The organism is Arthrobacter sp. 9MFCol3.1, assembly GCF_000620385.1.
Classification (GTDB): Bacteria; Actinomycetota; Actinomycetes; order Actinomycetales; family Micrococcaceae; genus Arthrobacter.
On sequence record NZ_JIBJ01000005.1, the window covers coordinates 394,728 to 412,381 of the forward strand.

13 protein-coding genes are annotated in these 17,654 nt (G+C 64.9%); 10 read left to right on the forward strand and 3 right to left on the reverse strand.

Annotated features, from left to right (window positions below; translation table 11 throughout):
- The first annotated feature begins 121 nt into the window (after positions 1-121).
- From C560_RS0107120 to C560_RS21385, 3 genes are all read left to right on the forward strand, one after another.
- Complete coding sequence (locus C560_RS0107120) at positions 122-1,903, forward strand: ABC transporter family substrate-binding protein (protein WP_026537657.1); 1,782 nt, start codon at positions 122-124, stop codon at positions 1,901-1,903.
- A 177-nt stretch (positions 1,904-2,080) separates the two neighbouring features.
- Complete coding sequence (locus C560_RS0107125) at positions 2,081-3,622, forward strand: ABC transporter permease (RefSeq protein ID WP_026537658.1); 1,542 nt, start codon at positions 2,081-2,083, stop codon at positions 3,620-3,622.
- A 26-nt stretch (positions 3,623-3,648) separates the two neighbouring features.
- Positions 3,649-4,767, forward strand: a complete 1,119-nt coding sequence (locus C560_RS21385) for an ABC transporter permease (RefSeq protein WP_043422691.1) — start codon at positions 3,649-3,651, stop codon at positions 4,765-4,767.
- A 24-nt stretch (positions 4,768-4,791) separates the two neighbouring features.
- Here the strand turns inward: C560_RS21385 and C560_RS0107135 are convergent, their stop codons facing one another.
- Positions 4,792-5,421 (reverse strand): PH domain-containing protein, encoded by a 630-nt coding sequence (locus C560_RS0107135; protein WP_026537659.1) that lies wholly within the window; start codon positions 5,419-5,421, stop codon positions 4,792-4,794.
- A gap of 77 nt (positions 5,422-5,498) precedes the next feature.
- Here C560_RS0107135 and C560_RS0107140 point away from each other — a divergent pair, with 77 nt between their 5' ends.
- From C560_RS0107140 to C560_RS0107160, 5 genes are all read left to right on the forward strand, one after another.
- Positions 5,499-7,325 (forward strand): ABC transporter ATP-binding protein, encoded by a 1,827-nt coding sequence (locus C560_RS0107140; protein ID WP_026537660.1) that lies wholly within the window; start codon positions 5,499-5,501, stop codon positions 7,323-7,325.
- Between the two features lie 302 nt (positions 7,326-7,627).
- A complete protein-coding gene (locus C560_RS0107145; RefSeq protein WP_026537661.1) occupies positions 7,628-9,268 on the forward strand; it encodes a peptide ABC transporter substrate-binding protein in 1,641 nt (546 codons plus the stop codon).
- 223 nt (positions 9,269-9,491) lie between these two features.
- Positions 9,492-10,421 carry an ABC transporter permease gene (locus C560_RS0107150; RefSeq protein WP_018773796.1) on the forward strand — a complete coding sequence of 310 codons (930 nt, stop codon included), beginning with the start codon at positions 9,492-9,494 and terminating at the stop codon, positions 10,419-10,421.
- Positions 10,411-11,406, forward strand: coding sequence for an ABC transporter permease (locus C560_RS0107155; protein ID WP_026537662.1), 996 nt, complete (start codon positions 10,411-10,413; stop codon positions 11,404-11,406). The genes C560_RS0107150 and C560_RS0107155 overlap by 11 nt, the downstream gene beginning before the upstream one ends.
- An 11-nt stretch (positions 11,407-11,417) precedes the next feature.
- Complete coding sequence (locus C560_RS0107160) at positions 11,418-13,139, forward strand: ABC transporter ATP-binding protein (protein ID WP_026537663.1); 1,722 nt, start codon at positions 11,418-11,420, stop codon at positions 13,137-13,139.
- A 201-nt stretch (positions 13,140-13,340) separates the two neighbouring features.
- Here C560_RS0107160 and C560_RS0107165 read toward each other — a convergent pair whose 3' ends face one another.
- Positions 13,341-14,324, reverse strand: coding sequence for an SGNH/GDSL hydrolase family protein (locus tag C560_RS0107165; protein WP_026537664.1), 984 nt, complete (start codon positions 14,322-14,324; stop codon positions 13,341-13,343).
- A 282-nt stretch (positions 14,325-14,606) separates the two neighbouring features.
- On the opposite strand from C560_RS0107165, the gene typA reads away from it, so the two are divergent.
- Positions 14,607-16,535, forward strand: a complete 1,929-nt coding sequence (typA, locus tag C560_RS0107170; protein ID WP_018773801.1) for a translational GTPase TypA — start codon at positions 14,607-14,609, stop codon at positions 16,533-16,535.
- 27 nt (positions 16,536-16,562) lie between these two features.
- Positions 16,563-16,949, forward strand: a complete 387-nt coding sequence (locus C560_RS21390) for a hypothetical protein (RefSeq protein WP_043422693.1) — start codon at positions 16,563-16,565, stop codon at positions 16,947-16,949.
- Between the two features lie 222 nt (positions 16,950-17,171).
- On the opposite strand, the gene C560_RS0107180 is transcribed toward C560_RS21390, so the two are convergent.
- The coding region (locus tag C560_RS0107180; RefSeq protein WP_026537665.1) for an IS3 family transposase at positions 17,172-17,654 on the reverse strand (483 nt) is incomplete at its 5' end.

Sequence of the window (17,654 nt, forward strand, 5' to 3'; positions counted from 1 at the left end):
GCTCTTTGGGGTTACGCTTCATGCCATGTGAGACGGGCCACACTGCCGCTGGGGGAGTGTGGACGTCTGTCTGGCGCCTTCGGCGCCGGTCTCACCCACACCACAGAAACAAGGAGGCGGAATGCGCTTGGGTCGTATTTCCAAAGCAGTGGGCGTGGCGGCAGCAGCTGCCATCGCCCTCAGCGCCTGCGCGGGCAACAGCGGCGGGACAACCCCGACGACTGCGGCGGCAGCAAGCAAGCAAGGCGGATCGGCAACCGTAGTAGAGGTCAACGCGTTTAATACGTTCAACCCGAATACGGCCGATGGAAACACTGACATCAACTCAAAGGTCAGCTACGCCACGCACTCGGGCTTCTTCTACATCGACAACAAGCTCAACGTTGTCCGCAATGAGAAGTTCGGCAAGATGGAAAAGGTCTCTGACGATCCGCTGACGGTGAAGTACACCATCAACGACGGCGTGAAGTGGTCCGACGGCACTCCCGTCACCGCGGCCGACCTCGTGCTGCAGTGGGCCGCCTTCTCGGGTTACTACAACGACGCCGATGCGGAAGGTAAGACTGGAACGTCCTACTTCTCCTACGCCGGCGACCCCACCGGCATCGCGCTCACCGACTTCCCGGAACTCGGTGACGACGGCCGCAGCATGACGCTGAAGTACTCCAAGCCCTTCGCGGACTGGGAAATCGCCATCGGCGGCCCCGGCATCGACATCCCCGCCCACGTCCTGGCAAAGAAGGCAGGCCTGGCGGACACCAAGGCGTTCATTGACCTGCTGAAGGGCATGCCCCGCGGCGATTCCAAGGCCCCCAAGCCGGCGAACGCCCAGCTCAAGGCTATGGCGGACATGTGGAACACCGGCTTTGACACCAAGACCCTGCCGGCTGATCCGAGCCTGTACCTCTCCAACGGCCCGTTCCTCGTCAAGAGCATTAACCAGGACCAGTCCCTGACCATGGTCAAGAACAAGGACTACAACTGGGGACCGGAAGCCAATCTGGACGAAATCACCGTCCGCTACATCGGTGAGGCACCCGCCCAGGTCCAGGCGCTCAAGAACGGCGAGGCCGACATCATCGCCCCGCAGGCATCCGCGGACACCGTGGAGCAGCTCAAGGCACTCGAAAGCCAGGGCGTGACGGTCGAGGTCGGCAACCAGCTCGCGTACGACCACATCGACCTGAACTACTCGGGCCCGTTTGCCGACAAGAACGTCCGCGAAGCGTTCATGAAGGCCGTCCCGCGTGCGGACATCGTCGACAAGATCGTCAAGAAGCTGGATCCGAAGGCTGCACCGCTTGACTCCCAGCTCTTCGTTCCGGACCAGGCCCCGTACGCCGAGTCGGCCAAGAACAACGGTTCCTCCGCCTACCAGGGTGTGGACATCGAGGGTGCCAAGAAGCTCCTCAACGGCGCCACCCCCGAAGTTCGCATCATGTACAACAAGGACAACCCCAACCGTGTTGACGCTTTCTCCCTGATCAGCGAGTCCGCCACCAAGGCCGGCTTCAAGATCGTCGACGGCGGCCTCGGTAAGTCTGACTGGGGCAAGGCCCTCGGTGACGGCAGCTACGATGCCACCATCTTTGGCTGGAGCAACTCGGGGGTCGGCGTGTCCGGCGTCCCGCAGATCTTCAAGTCCGGCAACGACTCCAACTTCAACCAGTTCAGCGACCCTGCAGCCGACAAGCTGATGGACGAACTGATTGTCACCACCGACAAGAGCAAGCAGGACGGCCTCGTCGCGCAGATCGACAAGATGATCTGGGATTCGGCCTACGGCCTGCCGCTGTTCCAGTCGGTTGGCGTGGACGCGTACAGCGACCGCATCACCGGTGTGAAGTACATGCCGAACCAGACCGGCGTTTGGTGGAACTTCTGGGAATGGGCTCAGAAGTAGCCCGCGACCCCAAGTAACACTGCTGGAAAGGCGTCGGGACCACAGCTTCTTCGGTCCCGGCGCCTTTCTGGCGATATCCTGGCGATGCCGTGGCCCGCCGCCACATCGGCGGGAACCGGCCAAACTCCGCGACCGGTCCGGGCAATCCCTGGACCCGAATTCCGAGGTTCTATTTCAATGGTGACCTACATCTTCCGGCGGCTCGTCACTGCCGCCCTCATCCTTCTCGGCGCGTCCTACTTCGTGTATCTCCTGACAGCGGCGTCCGGTGATCCCCTCGAGGAATTCCGCGCCAACCCCACGCCGCAGAAGCAGCAGCTCATGGACGCGAGGACCGAGCTCCTGCAGCTGGACACTCCGGCCCCGCTGCGGTACTTCAAATGGTTCGGCGGCGCTGTCCAGTGCCTCGTTCCGTTCGCCAACTCCTGTGACCTCGGGAAGAACATCGCCGGCCAGCCCATCACGGATGCCCTGGGCAACGCGCTGGTCCAGACCCTGACGCTCGTCACCGCGGCAACGGTGCTCGCCATCCTGATCGGGATCACCCTGGGCATCATTACTGCCCTGCGGCAGTACAGCACCCTGGATTACGGCGTGACGTTCATGGCGTTCCTGTTCTTCTCGCTGCCGATCTTCTGGGTGGCCGTCCTGCTCAAGGAGTTCGGCGCCATCGGCTTCAACAACTTCCTGCGGAACCCCGAGGTGCCGCTGCCTGTGGCGCTCGGGATCGGCGTCGTCGTCGGCGCAGTGACAGCCGTCGCGTTGGGCGGGCCCATGCGGCGCCGGCTGCTCGCCGGCGCCGTGGTCTTCGGCTTCGTCGCCGCGGTGCTCATTTACTTCTCCGCCACCGAATGGTTCAAGACCCCGGGCCTGGGCCCGGTGGTCATCGCCATCGCCGGCGTCGGCATCGCCTTCGCCGTGACCCTGCTCTCCGCCGGGCTGAAAAACCGCAAGGCCCTGCAGTCGGCCCTCATCGCCGTCGGCGTAGGGGTCGTGCTGTACTTCCTCCTCCAGCCGCTGCTCAACGAGGCCACCTTCCTGATGATCGTGGTGCTGTCGGTCGCCTTCGTCCTGATTGGCGTCGGGATCGGCTACCTGGTGGGCGGCTACGACCGCGGGCAGTCCATGCGGGCCGCGGGCATCACCTCGTTCCTCGTCGGTGTCCTGATCCTGCTGGACCGGTACATGCAGGCATGGCCCACGTACTTCAACAACAGCCGTGTGCGGGGCCGGCCGATCGCCACCATCGGCGCCAGCACGCCGAACATTGAGGGCGACTTCTGGGTCCTGGGCCTCGACTCCTTTACCCACCTGATCCTGCCCACCCTGGCCCTGATCCTCATTTCCCTGGCCAGTTACACACGCTTCACCCGGGCCTCGATGCTCGAAATCATGAACATGGACTACATCCGCACGGCCCGGGCCAAGGGTCTGAGCGAGCGGACCGTCATCATGCGCCACGCCTTCCGCAACGCCCTGATCCCGATCGCCACGATCGTGGCCTTCGACATTGGGGCATTGATCGGCGGTGCCGTCATCACCGAAACCGTCTTCTCGGTCCGCGGCATGGGCTTCCTCTTCCTGGACGGGATCGCGCACGTCGATCCCAACCCGGTCATGGGCGTCTTCATCTGCGTCGCCATCACGGCCATGGTCTTCAACCTCATCGCGGACCTCGCCTACTCCGCACTGGATCCGCGCGTAAGGGTAAAAGCATGAGCCAGCCAAGTCAGCAGGAAGTAATCATGGCCGAAGACGAAGCCTCGCGGATATCAGCCGCGGCCGGCATTGAGCCGGTCCTTGAGGCCAAGGGCCTCAGCCAGGGCCAGATCGTCCGGAAGCGTTTCCTCGGACACTCCGGCGCCATTATCGGCCTCGTGGTGTTCTCCTTCATCTTCATCCTGGCGTTCACTTCCGTGGGCTACCTGGGCATCCCGGGCTGGTGGAAGTACACGCACGAGGAAGTCTCCCCGCTCGTCAACGGCGGCGCGCCCACCTCATCGTTGTGGCCGCTGGCCTGGGGCGAGCATCCGTTCGGCCAGGACCGGATCGGCCGGGACGTCTTCGCCATGACCATGCGCGGCGCGCAGCAGTCCATCACCATCATGATCGTGATCGGCCTCATCGCCGGACTGATCGGTGTCGTGGTCGGTGCCATTTCCGGCTACTTCCGCGGCTGGTCCGAGGCCATCCTGATGCGCCTGACCGACGTCATCATCATCATTCCCGCCCTGCTGCTGGCCGCCGTCATGGCGCAGCTCGCCGGCCGCCGGGACCAGGGCAGCTGGTTCGCCTCCTTCGCCAGCACCAACGGCGTCCTGGCCCTCGGAATCTTCCTGGGCCTGATCAGCTGGGTCGCGCTGGCCCGACTGATGCGCGGCGAATTCCTGTCCCTGCGCGAACGCGAGTTCGTGGATGCGGCCCGGATTTCCGGCGCCAGCAACGCCAGGATCATCTTCAAGCACATTCTGCCCAACGCCGTCGGCGTGCTGATCGTGAACGTGACACTGACCATGTCCGCCGCGATCCTCACCGAAACGGCGCTGAGCTACCTCGGCGTCGGCGTCAAGGCGCCGGACACGTCCCTGGGCCTGCTCATCTCGCAGAACCAGCAGGCCTTCGCCACGCGGCCCTGGCTGTTTTGGTTCCCGGGCATGTTCATCGTGCTGATCTGCCTCAGCATCAACTTCATCGGTGACGGACTCCGGGACGCGTTTGACCCGCGGCAGAAGAAGTTCAACGCCAAGAAGGCAAAGGATCACGGGGATCCGGCCGTGCAGGCGGGCGCTGGCACTGGCCTCGACGCTTCCGCGCCAAAGGATCTCCGCGACGACGGGCCTGCTGACGGAACACGGGGCCAGTAGGTGCCGGCCCCCTGCAGGACCGATCTAGCCGGCGGTAATCGCCAGGTAGCTCGCCGCCAGGAGCAGTACGACGGCGCCAATCGCCACCCAATGGACGGTCACGGTTGCGGCCGTGCTGGCGGCGTCGCCGGCGGCGAGCTGCCCGCCTTCCACCAGCTCATGCCACCGTGCCCGCACCAGCATGGCAGCCTGGCCGGAGTCCGTGGTCTTCAGATCTCCCGGACGGACCGACTTGCCGGGACCGTAGGTGGTTGCCGGCAGGCCGTGGAGGTCCTCCGGACGGGCGTGGCGCCCGCCCCAGATGCCGGGGGCGGGCGCGGCCCAGGACGTGTAGCTCTTCTCGGCGGTGACAAGCGTCAGGGCAAAGCGCGTATCGACGTGCACCAGCGCGGCCCACGGCACCTCAATCGAGCGGAACGGATTCTCCAGGGTGACGCCCGCGTCGTGGACTATAACGGACGGCATCCAGAACAGTTGCCAGCCCATGAAAGCGATGAAGGCCAGCGGGGCGACGCCGCCCAGCGCCCCCGGACCGGCCATGACGACCGTGACCACGACACCGAACGCGGCCACCGCCCAGGACAGCAACGCGAACCACTTGTTGGTTCGTGCTTTGAAGACTTCAACATTTCCGGCGTGCGGCGTAGAGCTCATGCCCCCAATAATTCAGTATTCCGAGCCGCAGCACTAATCCCCGGTGCACCGGCGGCCCGGCGGAAGGATAGCCCATCATGACTGACTTCATCACCCTCGATCCGCCGGCCGCACCCGTGCCTGGCAAAGGTGAAACCGTCCTGGAGGTCCGGGACCTCAGCGTGGATTTCGGCGTGGACAAGAAATGGGTCCCGGCTGCGATCGGCCTGAACTACGAGGTCCGGGCCGGCGAAGTGCTCGCCATCGTGGGGGAGTCCGGCTCCGGAAAGAGTGCAAGTTCGATGGCTCTGCTGGGCCTGCTGCCGAGTAACAGCCGTGTGACAGGAAGTGTCAAGCTCGGCGGCCGTGAGCTGCTGGGAACCAACGAGAGCAATATCCGCGCAGTGCGCGGCAAGGACGTCGCGGTGATCTTCCAGGAGCCGATGACGGCCCTGAATCCGGTCTACACCGTGGGGTCGCAGATTGTGGAAACTGTGCGTCTGCACAATGAGGTTTCCCCGGAAGAAGCGAGGCTCCGGGCCCTGCGGATGCTGGAACTTGTCGAACTGCCCGATCCGGAGAAGGCCTTCCGGTCCTACCCGCACCAGCTTTCCGGCGGCCAGCGCCAGCGCGCCATGATCGCGCAGTCGCTCTCCTGCGACCCGAAGCTGCTCATCGCTGATGAGCCGACCACGGCCCTCGACGTAACTGTCCAGGCCGAAATCCTTGACCTCATGCGCAACCTGCGCAACAAACTGGACAGTGCCATTGTGCTCATCACCCACGACATGGGAGTGGTGGCCGACCTCGCCGACCGGATCGCGGTCATGCGCAGGGGCGTCATCGTGGAGACAGGTACGGCAGCCCAGATCTTCCACAACCCGCAGCACGAATACACCCGGGCGCTGCTGGCTGCGGTCCCTCACCTGGGACAGGGCAGCGCGGATTCCGCGGCGGACGTGGACGTCACCGCCGCCCTCGCCGCCGCGACCCACGTTGAGATCCTGTCCATTCCGGAAGACGAGCTGATCCGGCGCGAGCGCGAAAACGCCGCCGCCCTGGCCGCGGCCGAGGCGGCCAAACCGAAGGGGGAGCCGGTCCTGGAGCTCACCGATGTCGCCATCGAGTACCCGAAACAGGGCCGGGTTCCGGCCTTCCGTGCTGTGGAAGGGGCCAACCTGGTCATCTATCCCGGACAGGTGGTCGGCCTCGTCGGCGAGTCGGGTTCGGGCAAGACCACCATCGGCCGGGCCGCCGTCGGGCTGCTGCCGGTGGCGGCAGGCACCATGCGCGTCGTCGGGCAGGACATTTCCGCGGCCAAGAGGAACGGCCGGCAGCTCCATGAGATGCGCCGGCATGTCGGCATGGTGTTCCAGGATCCGTCGTCGTCCCTCAACCCCCGGCTGCCCATCGGGGAAAGCATCGGGGAGCCGATGTTCCTGGCAAAGGCCGCGAAGGGGGCCGAACTGCAGCAGCGGATCGAGGCGCTCCTTGACCAGGTCGAGCTGCCGCGGAACTACCGGAACCGCTACCCGCATGAGCTCTCCGGCGGGCAGAAACAGCGCGTGGGGATCGCTCGTGCCCTTTCGCTCAAGCCGAAGCTCATGGTCGCCGACGAGCCCACCTCCGCCCTCGATGTCTCCGTCCAGGCCAAGGTGCTCGATCTGTTCCAGAACCTGCAAAAGGAACTGGGGTTCGCCTGCCTGTTCGTCACCCACGACCTCGCGGTGGTGGACGTGCTCGCGGACCGGATCTGTGTCATGCAGCGCGGCAGGATCGTGGAGCAGGGTACCCGGGACCAGATCCTTCGCAACCCACAGGAACCCTACACCCAGCGGCTTCTGGCGGCGGTTCCGCTGCCGGATCCGGACAAGCAGCGCGAGCGCCGCGAACTGCGCGCGCAGCTGCTGTCCGGGGCGAGCTGAGGCCTATCCGCAGGGCTGGAAAATGGGGGAAACCCCAGCGGATTCCAGTTAACCGCGGGTAACCCAGGTCACACGGCGGGCGAATACTACCAGTCGGTAGCGTGTGACTTGAAATACACTCCGCTTGACGTTAATCGTCATGAGATTGTCGGATCACGGTTTGGCAACAGAGTTCCAACATTTGGACGGTTTAGGGCTAGGCTACTTCCATATGAAGCACGTCACAGGGGATACCCCTGTGCCTGCTTACGGGGAAGCATAAGTTTTTCCCTCACGAACTCCCACAACTCATAGGAGGCGGAATGCGTTTTTCGCGCACTTCCAAAGCACTGGGCATGGTGGCTATCGCCGCCCTCGCCCTGACCGGATGCGGTGCCAGTGGCTCCGCGACCGGTAGCGGCAGTACCGGCGGCGACACCAGCAAAGTGATCCTCGCCGACGGCTCCGAACCCCAGCGTCCCCTCATGCCCGCCGACACCAACGAAGTCGGCGGCGGCAAGGTCATCGACATGATCTTCGCGGGCCTGGTCAGCTACGACCCCAGCGGCAAGCCGGTCAACGAACTCGCCGAGTCCATCGAGGGCAAGGACGGCCAGCACTTCACCATCAAGGTTAAGAAGGACCAGAAGTTCACGAACGGCGAGGCCATCACGGCCAAGTCCTTCGTCGATTCCTGGAACTTCGGTGCCGCAGCCAAGAACGCGCAGCTCAGCGGTGGCTTCTTCGAAAGCATCAAGGGCTACGACGAAGCCAGCGCAGAAGGCTCCACCGTCGAGACCATGTCCGGCCTGAAGGTCGTTGACGACCAGACGTTCACCGTGGAACTGAAGCAGCCGGAATCTGACTGGCCGCTTCGCCTGGGCTACACCGCGTTTGTTCCGGTTCCCTCCGGTGCCCTGAAGGACCCGAAGGGCTTCGGCGAGAAGCCGGTCGGCAACGGCCCGTACAAGCTCGCGGACGGCGGCTGGCAGCACAACGTGCAGATCCAGCTCGTTCCGAACCCGGACTACAACGGCCCGCGCAAGGCCAAGAACGCCGGCGTGACGTTCAAGATCTACCAGAACGACGACTCCGCATACCAGGACCTGATGTCCAACAACCTGGACATCCTGCAGACGATCCCGACCAGCGCGCTGAAGAACTTCAAGTCTGACCTCGGCGAGCGCACCATCAACAAGCCGTACGCCGGCAACCAGACCATCGCCATCCCGGAATACCTGCCGGAATGGAGCGGCGAGGCCGGCAAGCTCCGCCGCCAGGCGATCTCCATGGCGATCAACCGCGAAGAGATCACCAAGGTGATCTTCAACGGCGCACGCCAGCCTGCCAAGGACTTCACGGCCCCCGTGCTTGACGGCTACAGCGACTCGATCGCCGGAGCTGAGAACCTGACTTTCAACGCCGACAAGGCCAAGGAAGCTTGGGCCAAGGCCGACGCGATCCAGAAGTGGGACGCGAACAAGACCTTCACCATTGCCTACAACGCCGACAAGGGCGGCCACAAGGCCTGGGTTGAGGCTGTAGTCAACCAGCTCAAGAACACGCTCGGCATCAAGGTTGAAGGCAAGCCGTACGCCACCTTCAAGGAAGCCCGCAACGACGCCACCGCCAAGACCCTCACCGGCTCCATCCGTGCCGGCTGGCAGGCAGACTACCCGTCGCTGTACAACTTCCTCGGCCCGATCTACAAGACCGGTGCCGGCTCCAACGACGCCAACTACGCCAACCCGACGTTTGACAAGGCCATCTCTGACGGCCTGAACGCCGCGTCGGTCAGCGACGGCAACAAGGCCATGAACAAGGCCCAGGAGATCCTCCTGACGGACCTGCCGGCCATCCCCCTGTGGTACCAGGTTGCCCAGGGCGGCTGGAGCGACAAGGTCACCAACGTCGACTACGGCTGGGACGGCGTCCCGCTGTACTACAACGTAACCGGTAAGTAACAACAAAACGACGGCGGGGGCCGCCCATACTGGGGCCTCCGCCGTCGTCGTGCTTCCCCTCCATTTATTCTCTTGATGCCCGGCTCTTTCGGGCGAACTTTTCGCAGCCCTGCCGCCGTGAGTGAACCGGCGCCGGCCTGCATCCATAGTGAAAAGGTTCTTTGATGAACAACTCCGCCGCATCCCTGGACAGGATGCCTGCCAACGAGGGTGTGACTCGCTGATGTCGACATACATCCTCAAGCGTTTCCTACAACTGATTCCCGTCTTCCTGGGCGCAACACTGCTGGTCTATTTCCTGGTCTTCAGCCTGCCCGGGGACCCCATCGTGGCCCTGTTCGGCGACAAGCCGGTGAACGAGGCGGTGGCAGCCAAGCTGCGCATGCAGTACCACCTGGACCAGCCGTTCTGGATGCAATACCTGCTCTACCTCAAGAGCATCTTCACGTTTGACCTGGGCCAGGACTTCTCCGGACGCCCCATCGCCGCCGTGCTCGGCGAGGTCTTCCCTGTCACGGCGCGGCTGGCCATCATGGCGCTGATCTTCGAGGCCTTTTTCGGCATCGTTTTCGGCCTCATCGCCGGCCTGCGCAAGGGCAAGCTCTTCGACGCCACCGTCCTGGTCGCGTCCCTGGTCGTGATCGGCATCCCGATCTTCGTCCTCGGCTTCCTGCTGCAGTTCACCATCGGCGTCCAGCTCGGCTGGGCCAAGCCGACCGTCAGCTCCGCCGCGACCATCCCGGACCTCATCCTGCCGGCGATCGTGCTGGGACTGGGATCGTTCGCCTATGTCCTGCGCCTGACCCGCACGTCGGTCATCGAAAACATGAACGCCGACTATGTGCGCACTGCCACCGCCAAGGGCCTCTCCCGGTTCCAGGTGGTCCGCGTCCACATCCTGCGCAACTCCCTGATTCCCGTCATTACGTTCCTGGGCGCCGACCTCGGTGCCTTGATGGGCGGGGCAATCGTCACGGAAGGCATCTTCAACGTCCCGGGCGTAGGCAACCGGCTCTACCGGGCCGTGCTGTCCGGGGAAGGGCCCACGGTGGTCTCGATCGTCACCGTCCTGGTGCTGATCTACTGCCTCTCCAACCTGCTCGTTGACCTGCTTTACGGCTGGCTTGACCCGAGGATCCGTTATGACTCCTGATAACACCACCACCGCACGGCACTCCGATTCCCGCCGCCCGGTCCGCCGGACCGAGCACTTCGTGGCCGATGTCTCCGAGACCCCGCTCCTGGTAACGGACCGGGTTAAGGACGAAGCCGCACCGCTGAGCCTGTGGGGCGCGGCGTGGAAGAATCTGCGCAAGCAGCCGCTTTTCCTGATCTCCGCGTTCCTGATCCTGGTGGTCGTCGCGGTCTCCGTCTTCCCGGGATTCTTCTCGCAGATCGACCCGACCTCGGAGGCCTGCCAGCTGGCCAACTCCGACGCGGGCCCCGCCGCGGGCCACCCGCTGGGCTTCACCCAGCAGGGCTGCGACGTCTACGCCCGCGTCATCTTCGGTACGCGGTCCTCGGTGACGGTGGGCCTCTTCACCACCATCGGAGTGCTGCTGATCGGCGGCATCCTCGGGGCCGTGGCCGGCTATTACGGCGGCTGGATCGACTCTGTCCTGGCCCGCATCAACGACATCTTCTTCGCCCTGCCCCTGATCCTGGGCGCGATCGTGCTCATGCAGCTGCCGATGTTCCGGACGAACCGGACGGTTTGGACGCTGGTGCTCATCCTGGTTGCCTTCGGCTGGCCGCAGATTGCCCGCATCACCCGCGGCGCCGTCATCGAGGTCCGCAACGCCGACTTCGTCACGGCCGCCCGCTCGCTGGGTGTCTCGAAGTTCGGCGCCCTCATGCGCCACGTGATGCCGAACTCGCTGGCCCCGATCATCGTCGTGGCCACCATCTCCCTGGGCACGTTCATCGTGGCCGAATCCACGCTGTCCTTCCTGGGCATCGGGCTGCCGCCCAGCGTCATGTCCTGGGGCAACGACATCCAGGCGGCGCAGGCCTCGCTCCGGTCCAACCCGATGCCGCTGCTCTACCCGGCCATCGCGCTGTCCATCACCGTCCTGAGCTTCATCATGCTGGGCGACGCCCTGCGTGATGCGCTCGATCCCAAAGCCCGCAAGCGATGAAAGGGGACACCATGAGCGCCTCTGTTGACTTCCAGGAAGCTGGGTACGCCACTGAGCGCCCGCTGCTTGAAATCAAGGACCTGGCCATCGGGTTCACCACCAGCAACGGCGAGGTCAACGCCGTCCGCAACGCCCGCCTCACCGTCATGCCGGGCGAAACCGTCGCGATCGTGGGCGAGTCGGGTTCCGGCAAGTCCACCACCGCGCTGGCTGCCATCGGCCTGCTCCCGGGCAACGGGCGCGTCACGACAGGCCAGATTCTGTTCGACGGCGAGGACATCTCCAACGCCAGCGAAAAGCGGATGATCGAACTCCGCGGCAACAGCATCGGCATGGTCCCGCAGGACCCGATGTCCAACCTCAACCCGGTCTGGAAGATCGGTGACCAGGTCCGCGAGACGCTGAAGGCCAACGGACTCCCCAGCGGCCCCGACGACGTCGCCAAGGTCCTTTCCCAGGCCGGGCTGCCCGACGCCGGCAGCCGCGCCAAGCAGTACCCCCACGAGTTCTCCGGCGGCATGCGCCAGCGCGCGCTGATCGCGATCGGGCTCGCCTGCCAGCCGCGCCTGCTCATCGCGGACGAGCCGACGTCGGCGCTCGATGTGACCGTGCAGCGCCAGATCCTTGATCACTTGGACAAGATGACCACGGAACTGGGCACCGCGGTGCTGCTGATCACGCACGACCTCGGCCTCGCCGCCGAGCGTGCCGACCAGGTGGTGGTCATGTACCGCGGCCAGGTTGTCGAATCCGGGCCCTCGCTGGAGCTGCTGCAGAACCCGCAGCACCCGTACACCCAGCGGCTGGTCGCCTCGGCGCCGTCGCTGGCGTCCCGGCGCATCCAGGCCGCGAAGGAACTCGGCGTGGAAACCGACGACATGCTCGCCCCGGGCGAGACCGGCGTGGTTGAGCCGGCCAAGTCCGACGACGTCCTGCAGATCCAGAACCTCAGGAAGGTCTTCAAGCTGCGTTCGGGCCTGGGCAAGTCCACGGACTTCACCGCCGTCGACGACATCTCCTTCAACGTCAAGCGGGGAACCACGACGGCGATCGTGGGGGAGTCGGGATCCGGCAAGTCCACAGTGGCGCAGATGGTCCTGAACCTCCTGACGCCGACCTCCGGCAAGATCATCTTCGACGGCGTGGACACCTCCACGCTGAACAGCAAAGAGCTCTTCGCCTTCAGGCGCCGGGTGCAGCCGATCTTCCAGGACCCGTACGGTTCCCTGGACCCGATGTACAACATCTTCCGGACCATCGAGGAACCGCTGCGGACCCACAGGATCGGGGACAAGGCCAGCCGCGAGAAGAAGGTCCGGGAACTGCTGGACCAGGTGGCACTGCCGCAGTCCACCATGCAGCGGTACCCCAACGAACTCTCCGGCGGCCAGCGCCAGCGAGTCGCGATCGCCCGCGCCCTGGCCCTGGACCCCGAAGTGATCATCTGCGACGAGGCTGTCTCGGCACTGGATGTGCTGGTGCAGGCGCAGGTGCTGAACCTGCTCGCCGAACTGCAGTCCCGGCTCGGCCTGACCTACCTGTTCATCACCCACGACCTCGCGGTGGTCCGGCAGATCGCCGACCGCGTGTGCGTCATGGAGAAGGGCAAGCTGGTGGAAACGGGCTCAACGGACGACGTCTTCGAGTCGCCCCAGCAGGACTACACCCGGGCGCTGCTCAACGCCATCCCCGGCGCCGGCCTCATGCTGCCGCCGGAAATGGACGTGGCCTGAGCGGCTGCCTTCCGTAGGGCTTGAACGAGTCCGCCGCCAGCAGCACCGCAGCAGCTGGCAGCACAGGAGCCGGTGTCCTCCCCTTGGGGGCGGACACCGGCTCCTTTGCTGTGATGTGGTCCGTCTACTGTGCTGTGGTCCGTCTGAAACTGGGGGCCGGTCCTGCGTAGTGGCCCGCCTGCGTTAGTGGCCGGTCCTGCGCTAGTGGGACAACCCGGCGCCGGCGGCCCGTCCCGCGTAGTGGGACAAGCCGGCGAGCATGCCCGGGTCAGCGTAGTCAAACCCCATGGACTGCAGCCGCTGGCCGAAAACGGCGCCCAGGGCCGCGTGGCCCTGCCGGTTCAGGTGGACACGGTCCGCCATCGAGCCTGTCAGGTTGTACCGGGTGAGCCAGTCGCCCGCGCTGACGAACGGCAGCCCGTGACGGTCCGCCACCCGCCCCAGAAGCGCGTCCACCTCGCTCCGGCGTCCTCCGCCGTAGTGGGCGCCGCGCCCGAGTGTGCCCACCATGAGTATCCGGGCCGCGGGGTAACGCTGCTGGATGCTCGCGATCAGCCGTTCCGCGTTGGCGACGATCTGCGCGTCGGAGGCGCCCCGTGCGGCATCGTTCCCGCCGCCTTCGATCACCACGAGGGGAGGAGCGCCGTAGGGGAGCTTCCAGTCGCCGCGCTGAAGCGCGTCAATGTAGTTGCCGGTCTTGCCGTTGGACGCCACGAAACCGGTGCCGCCCCGGCCACAGAAGAAGACCTTGTACCCAGCCGCGGCCAGACCCTGCCTGGGCCAGCCATAGGCCGGTTCCGACTGTGAGTCGCCAATCAGCACAGCGATGTTGCTGGTGTCCTTGACGATGATCTCGTTGCGGCCGTTGTCAGGATTGCGGTAGGTCGAGCCACTCGGCAGGGCGGCGGGGTCGATGGTGGACCCGATGCGTGTCTTCGCCACGGATCCCGCCGCGACCGGCACTCCCGCGCCCATGGCCGCTCCGGACCCGCTGCCGGTCAGTGGCGCGCCCAAAGATCCCGCCTCTGATGATCCCGCGTCGGAAGAGCCGACTTCGGAAGAGCCGAGTTCGGAAGAGCCCGAGTCGGGCGCAGGTGAATAAGAGGCCTGCCCGCAGCCGCCAAGAACCACGCCGGTGGCGATCATCATTGCGACGAAGCGGGACAGGGCCGAGGCGTTTCGCATGAATGTCTCCGGGCTTGCTTGCTGCTATCAGAGCAATGATGGTGCATGGGCCCCGGAAAATCCAGTGACTTTACTCACACGTAATAGACCACTTCCGTGCGCCCGTCACGCTCTGGCGACGGCCCGGCCGCCGGTCGCCGATCCGCATTTTAGGCCAATAAATGACCTAGCGTTTAGAATGGTAGTAGGTGCCCTGTGCCAAAGGGACTTATCTGTCGTGCGTTCCGGTTGGAAATGTCGCGATACCACAGCTGACTTCACCACTGAATCGAGCAATAACGCATGTCTGAAACCACCACCAACACCGCGGTAGCCACTGCATCGCGCAGTGACCTGCGCAACGTCGCGATCGTGGCCCACGTTGACCACGGCAAGACCACGCTGGTCGACGCCATGCTCAAGCAGACCAACTCCTTTGCCGAGCACAACCACCTCGAAGACCGCGTCATGGACTCCGGTGACCTGGAACGCGAAAAGGGCATCACCATCCTGGCCAAGAACACCACGGTGGCCTACAACGGACCGTCCTCCAACGGCGAAACCATCACCATCAACGTCATCGACACCCCCGGCCACGCCGACTTCGGTGGCGAGGTCGAGCGCGGCCTGTCCATGGTCGACGGCGTCGTCCTCCTCGTTGATGCCTCTGAGGGCCCGCTGCCCCAGACCCGGTTTGTGCTGCGCAAGGCCCTCGCCGCGCACCTGCCGGTGATCCTCCTGGTCAACAAGACCGACCGCCCCGACGCGCGGATCGAAGAAGTTGTCCACGAGTCCATGGACCTGCTCCTGGGCCTGGCCTCGGACCTCGCCGACGAAGTTCCGGACCTCGACCTGGACAAGATCCTGAACGTTCCGGTTGTTTACGCCGCCGCCAAGGTCGGCCGCGCCTCCCTCGAGCAGCCCGCCGACGGCAGCGCCCCCGAAAACGAGGACCTCGAGCCGCTCTTCCAGGCCATCATCGAGCACATCCCGGCCCCGACCTACAACCCGAACGGTGTCCTGCAGGCGCACGTCACCAACCTTGACGCCTCCCCGTTCCTGGGCCGCCTGGCGCTGCTGCGCATCTACAACGGCACCCTGCGCAAGGGCCAGACCGTCGCTTGGGCACGTGCCAACGGTGAGCTGAAGAACGTCAAGATCACCGAACTGCTGGCCACCAAGGCACTTGACCGTGTTCCCGCGGAATCCGCCGGCCCCGGCGAAATCGTTGCTGTTGCCGGCATCGAGGAAATCACCATCGGCGAGACCCTGACCGACGCCGAGAACCCGCAGCCGCTGCCGCTGATCACGGTTGACGACCCGGCCATCTCCATGACCATCGGTATCAACACCTCGCCGCTGGCCGGCAAGGTCAAGGGCGCCAAGGTCACGGCCCGCCAGGTCAAGGACCGCCTCGACAAGGAACTGATCGGTAACGTCTCCATCAAGGTTCTCCCCACCGAGCGTCCCGACGCCTGGGAAGTCCAGGGCCGTGGCGAGCTTGCACTGGCCATCCTGGTCGAGCAGATGCGCCGCGAAGGCTTTGAACTGACCGTCGGCAAGCCGCAGGTGGTCACCAAGACCATCGACGGCAAGGTCCACGAGCCGATGGAGCACATGACCATCGACGTGCCCGAAGAGTACCTCGGCGCCGTCACCCAGCTGATGGCCGCCCGCAAGGGCCGCATGACCAACATGGCCAACCACGGCACCGGCTGGTGCCGCATGGAGTTCATCGTTCCGGCCCGTGGCCTGATCGGGTTCCGCACCAAGTTCCTCACGGACACCCGCGGCGCCGGCATCGCCGCCTCCATCTCCGAAGGCTACGAGCCGTGGGCCGGCCCCATCGAGTACCGCACCAACGGTTCGATGATCGCCGACCGCGCCGGTGTTGTGACCCCGTTCGCCATGATCAACCTGCAGGAACGTGGCTCCTTCTTCGTCAAGCCCACCTCCGAGGTGTACGAGGGCATGATCGTGGGCGAGAACTCCCGCGCCGACGACATGGACGTGAACATCACGAAGGAAAAGAAGCTCACCAACATGCGTGCAGCCTCCTCGGACACCTTCGAGAACCTGACGCCGCCGCGCGACCTGACCCTCGAAGAGTCCCTCGAATTCGCCCGCGAAGACGAGTGCGTTGAGGTTACCCCGGATTCAATCCGCATCCGCAAGGTCATCCTGGACACCAACGAGCGTGCCAAGGCCAACCGCGCCCGCGCCAAGGTCTGATCCCGGTCTCCGGGCTTCCGCCACAACGTGACTAAGAGAGCTGCCGGTACGGCAGGCGGCATTGCCGCCGCCGTGCCGGCAGCTCTTTTTGTTGCCCTGGCCGGCACGGCCCTGCACCGCCACGACCTGGTCCTGGGCGGCGTGGAGCTCCCGTGGGGCGCCGTCGCGGCCCTCGTGCTGCTGGGCTCGGTCCAGTTGTGGCTGGGGGCGGCGTTCCGTTCGGTCGTCCCGACGGCGGCCTGCGGAGTTCTCTGCTACGCGCTGACCGGCTGGTGGTCCACCCTGGAAGCGGGCAAGCGCCTGGTCATCGGCGACGCCGCAGGCAATATCTGGGTCTTCGGCATCGCAGGCATCACTGTGGCCATGCTCGCCTGGTGCCGGCGCTACAGGAGGCCGGCCGGCCAGGACCGGTGATGACTGGCTCGGACCGGCCAGGACTGGCCAGAACGGGTGATGACTGGCCAGGACGGGTGATGACTGGCTAGGACTGGTAAAGACTGGCCAGGACGGGGCCCCATTGCCCCTGCTCCCCACGCGGGACTTGCCCATTTTTCGCTCGCTCGAGTGGGCACAATGGCATCATGTCCGGCGCAGGGCTTGAACTGGTCCCCGAAAGTTGGACTGGTTGGTAAGAGCCTAGGCTGCGAGGGCCTGGGTCCGGTATTGCAGCGGGCTCAGGCCCTCGAGCTTTGTTGAGATTCGTTCGGTGTTGTACCAGCGGATGTACTCGTGCAGCGCCGCTGCCAGTGCGTCGGTGCTGATGAACCGGACATGGTGGAAGAGCTCTTCCTTGAGGTGTCCGAAGAAGTTCTCGATCACCGCGTTGTCGTAGCAGTTGCCCTTACGGGACATCGATTGAACCGCGCCGGCACCCTCCAGAAGAACGCGCCAGGAGACGTGCCGGTACTGGAAACCCTGATCCGAATGCACCAGCGGTTGCTGTCCGTCCTCGAGCGTGGTCAGGGCCTCGCGCAGCGACGTGTTGGTCAGCTCCAGGTTCGGGGTTGAGCTGATGGTGTGGGAGATGATCTGCCGGTCGAAGAGGTCCATGACCGGTGAGAGGTAGAGCTTCCGGTCGCCGACGCTGAACTCGGTCACATCCGTCACCCACTTCTGGTT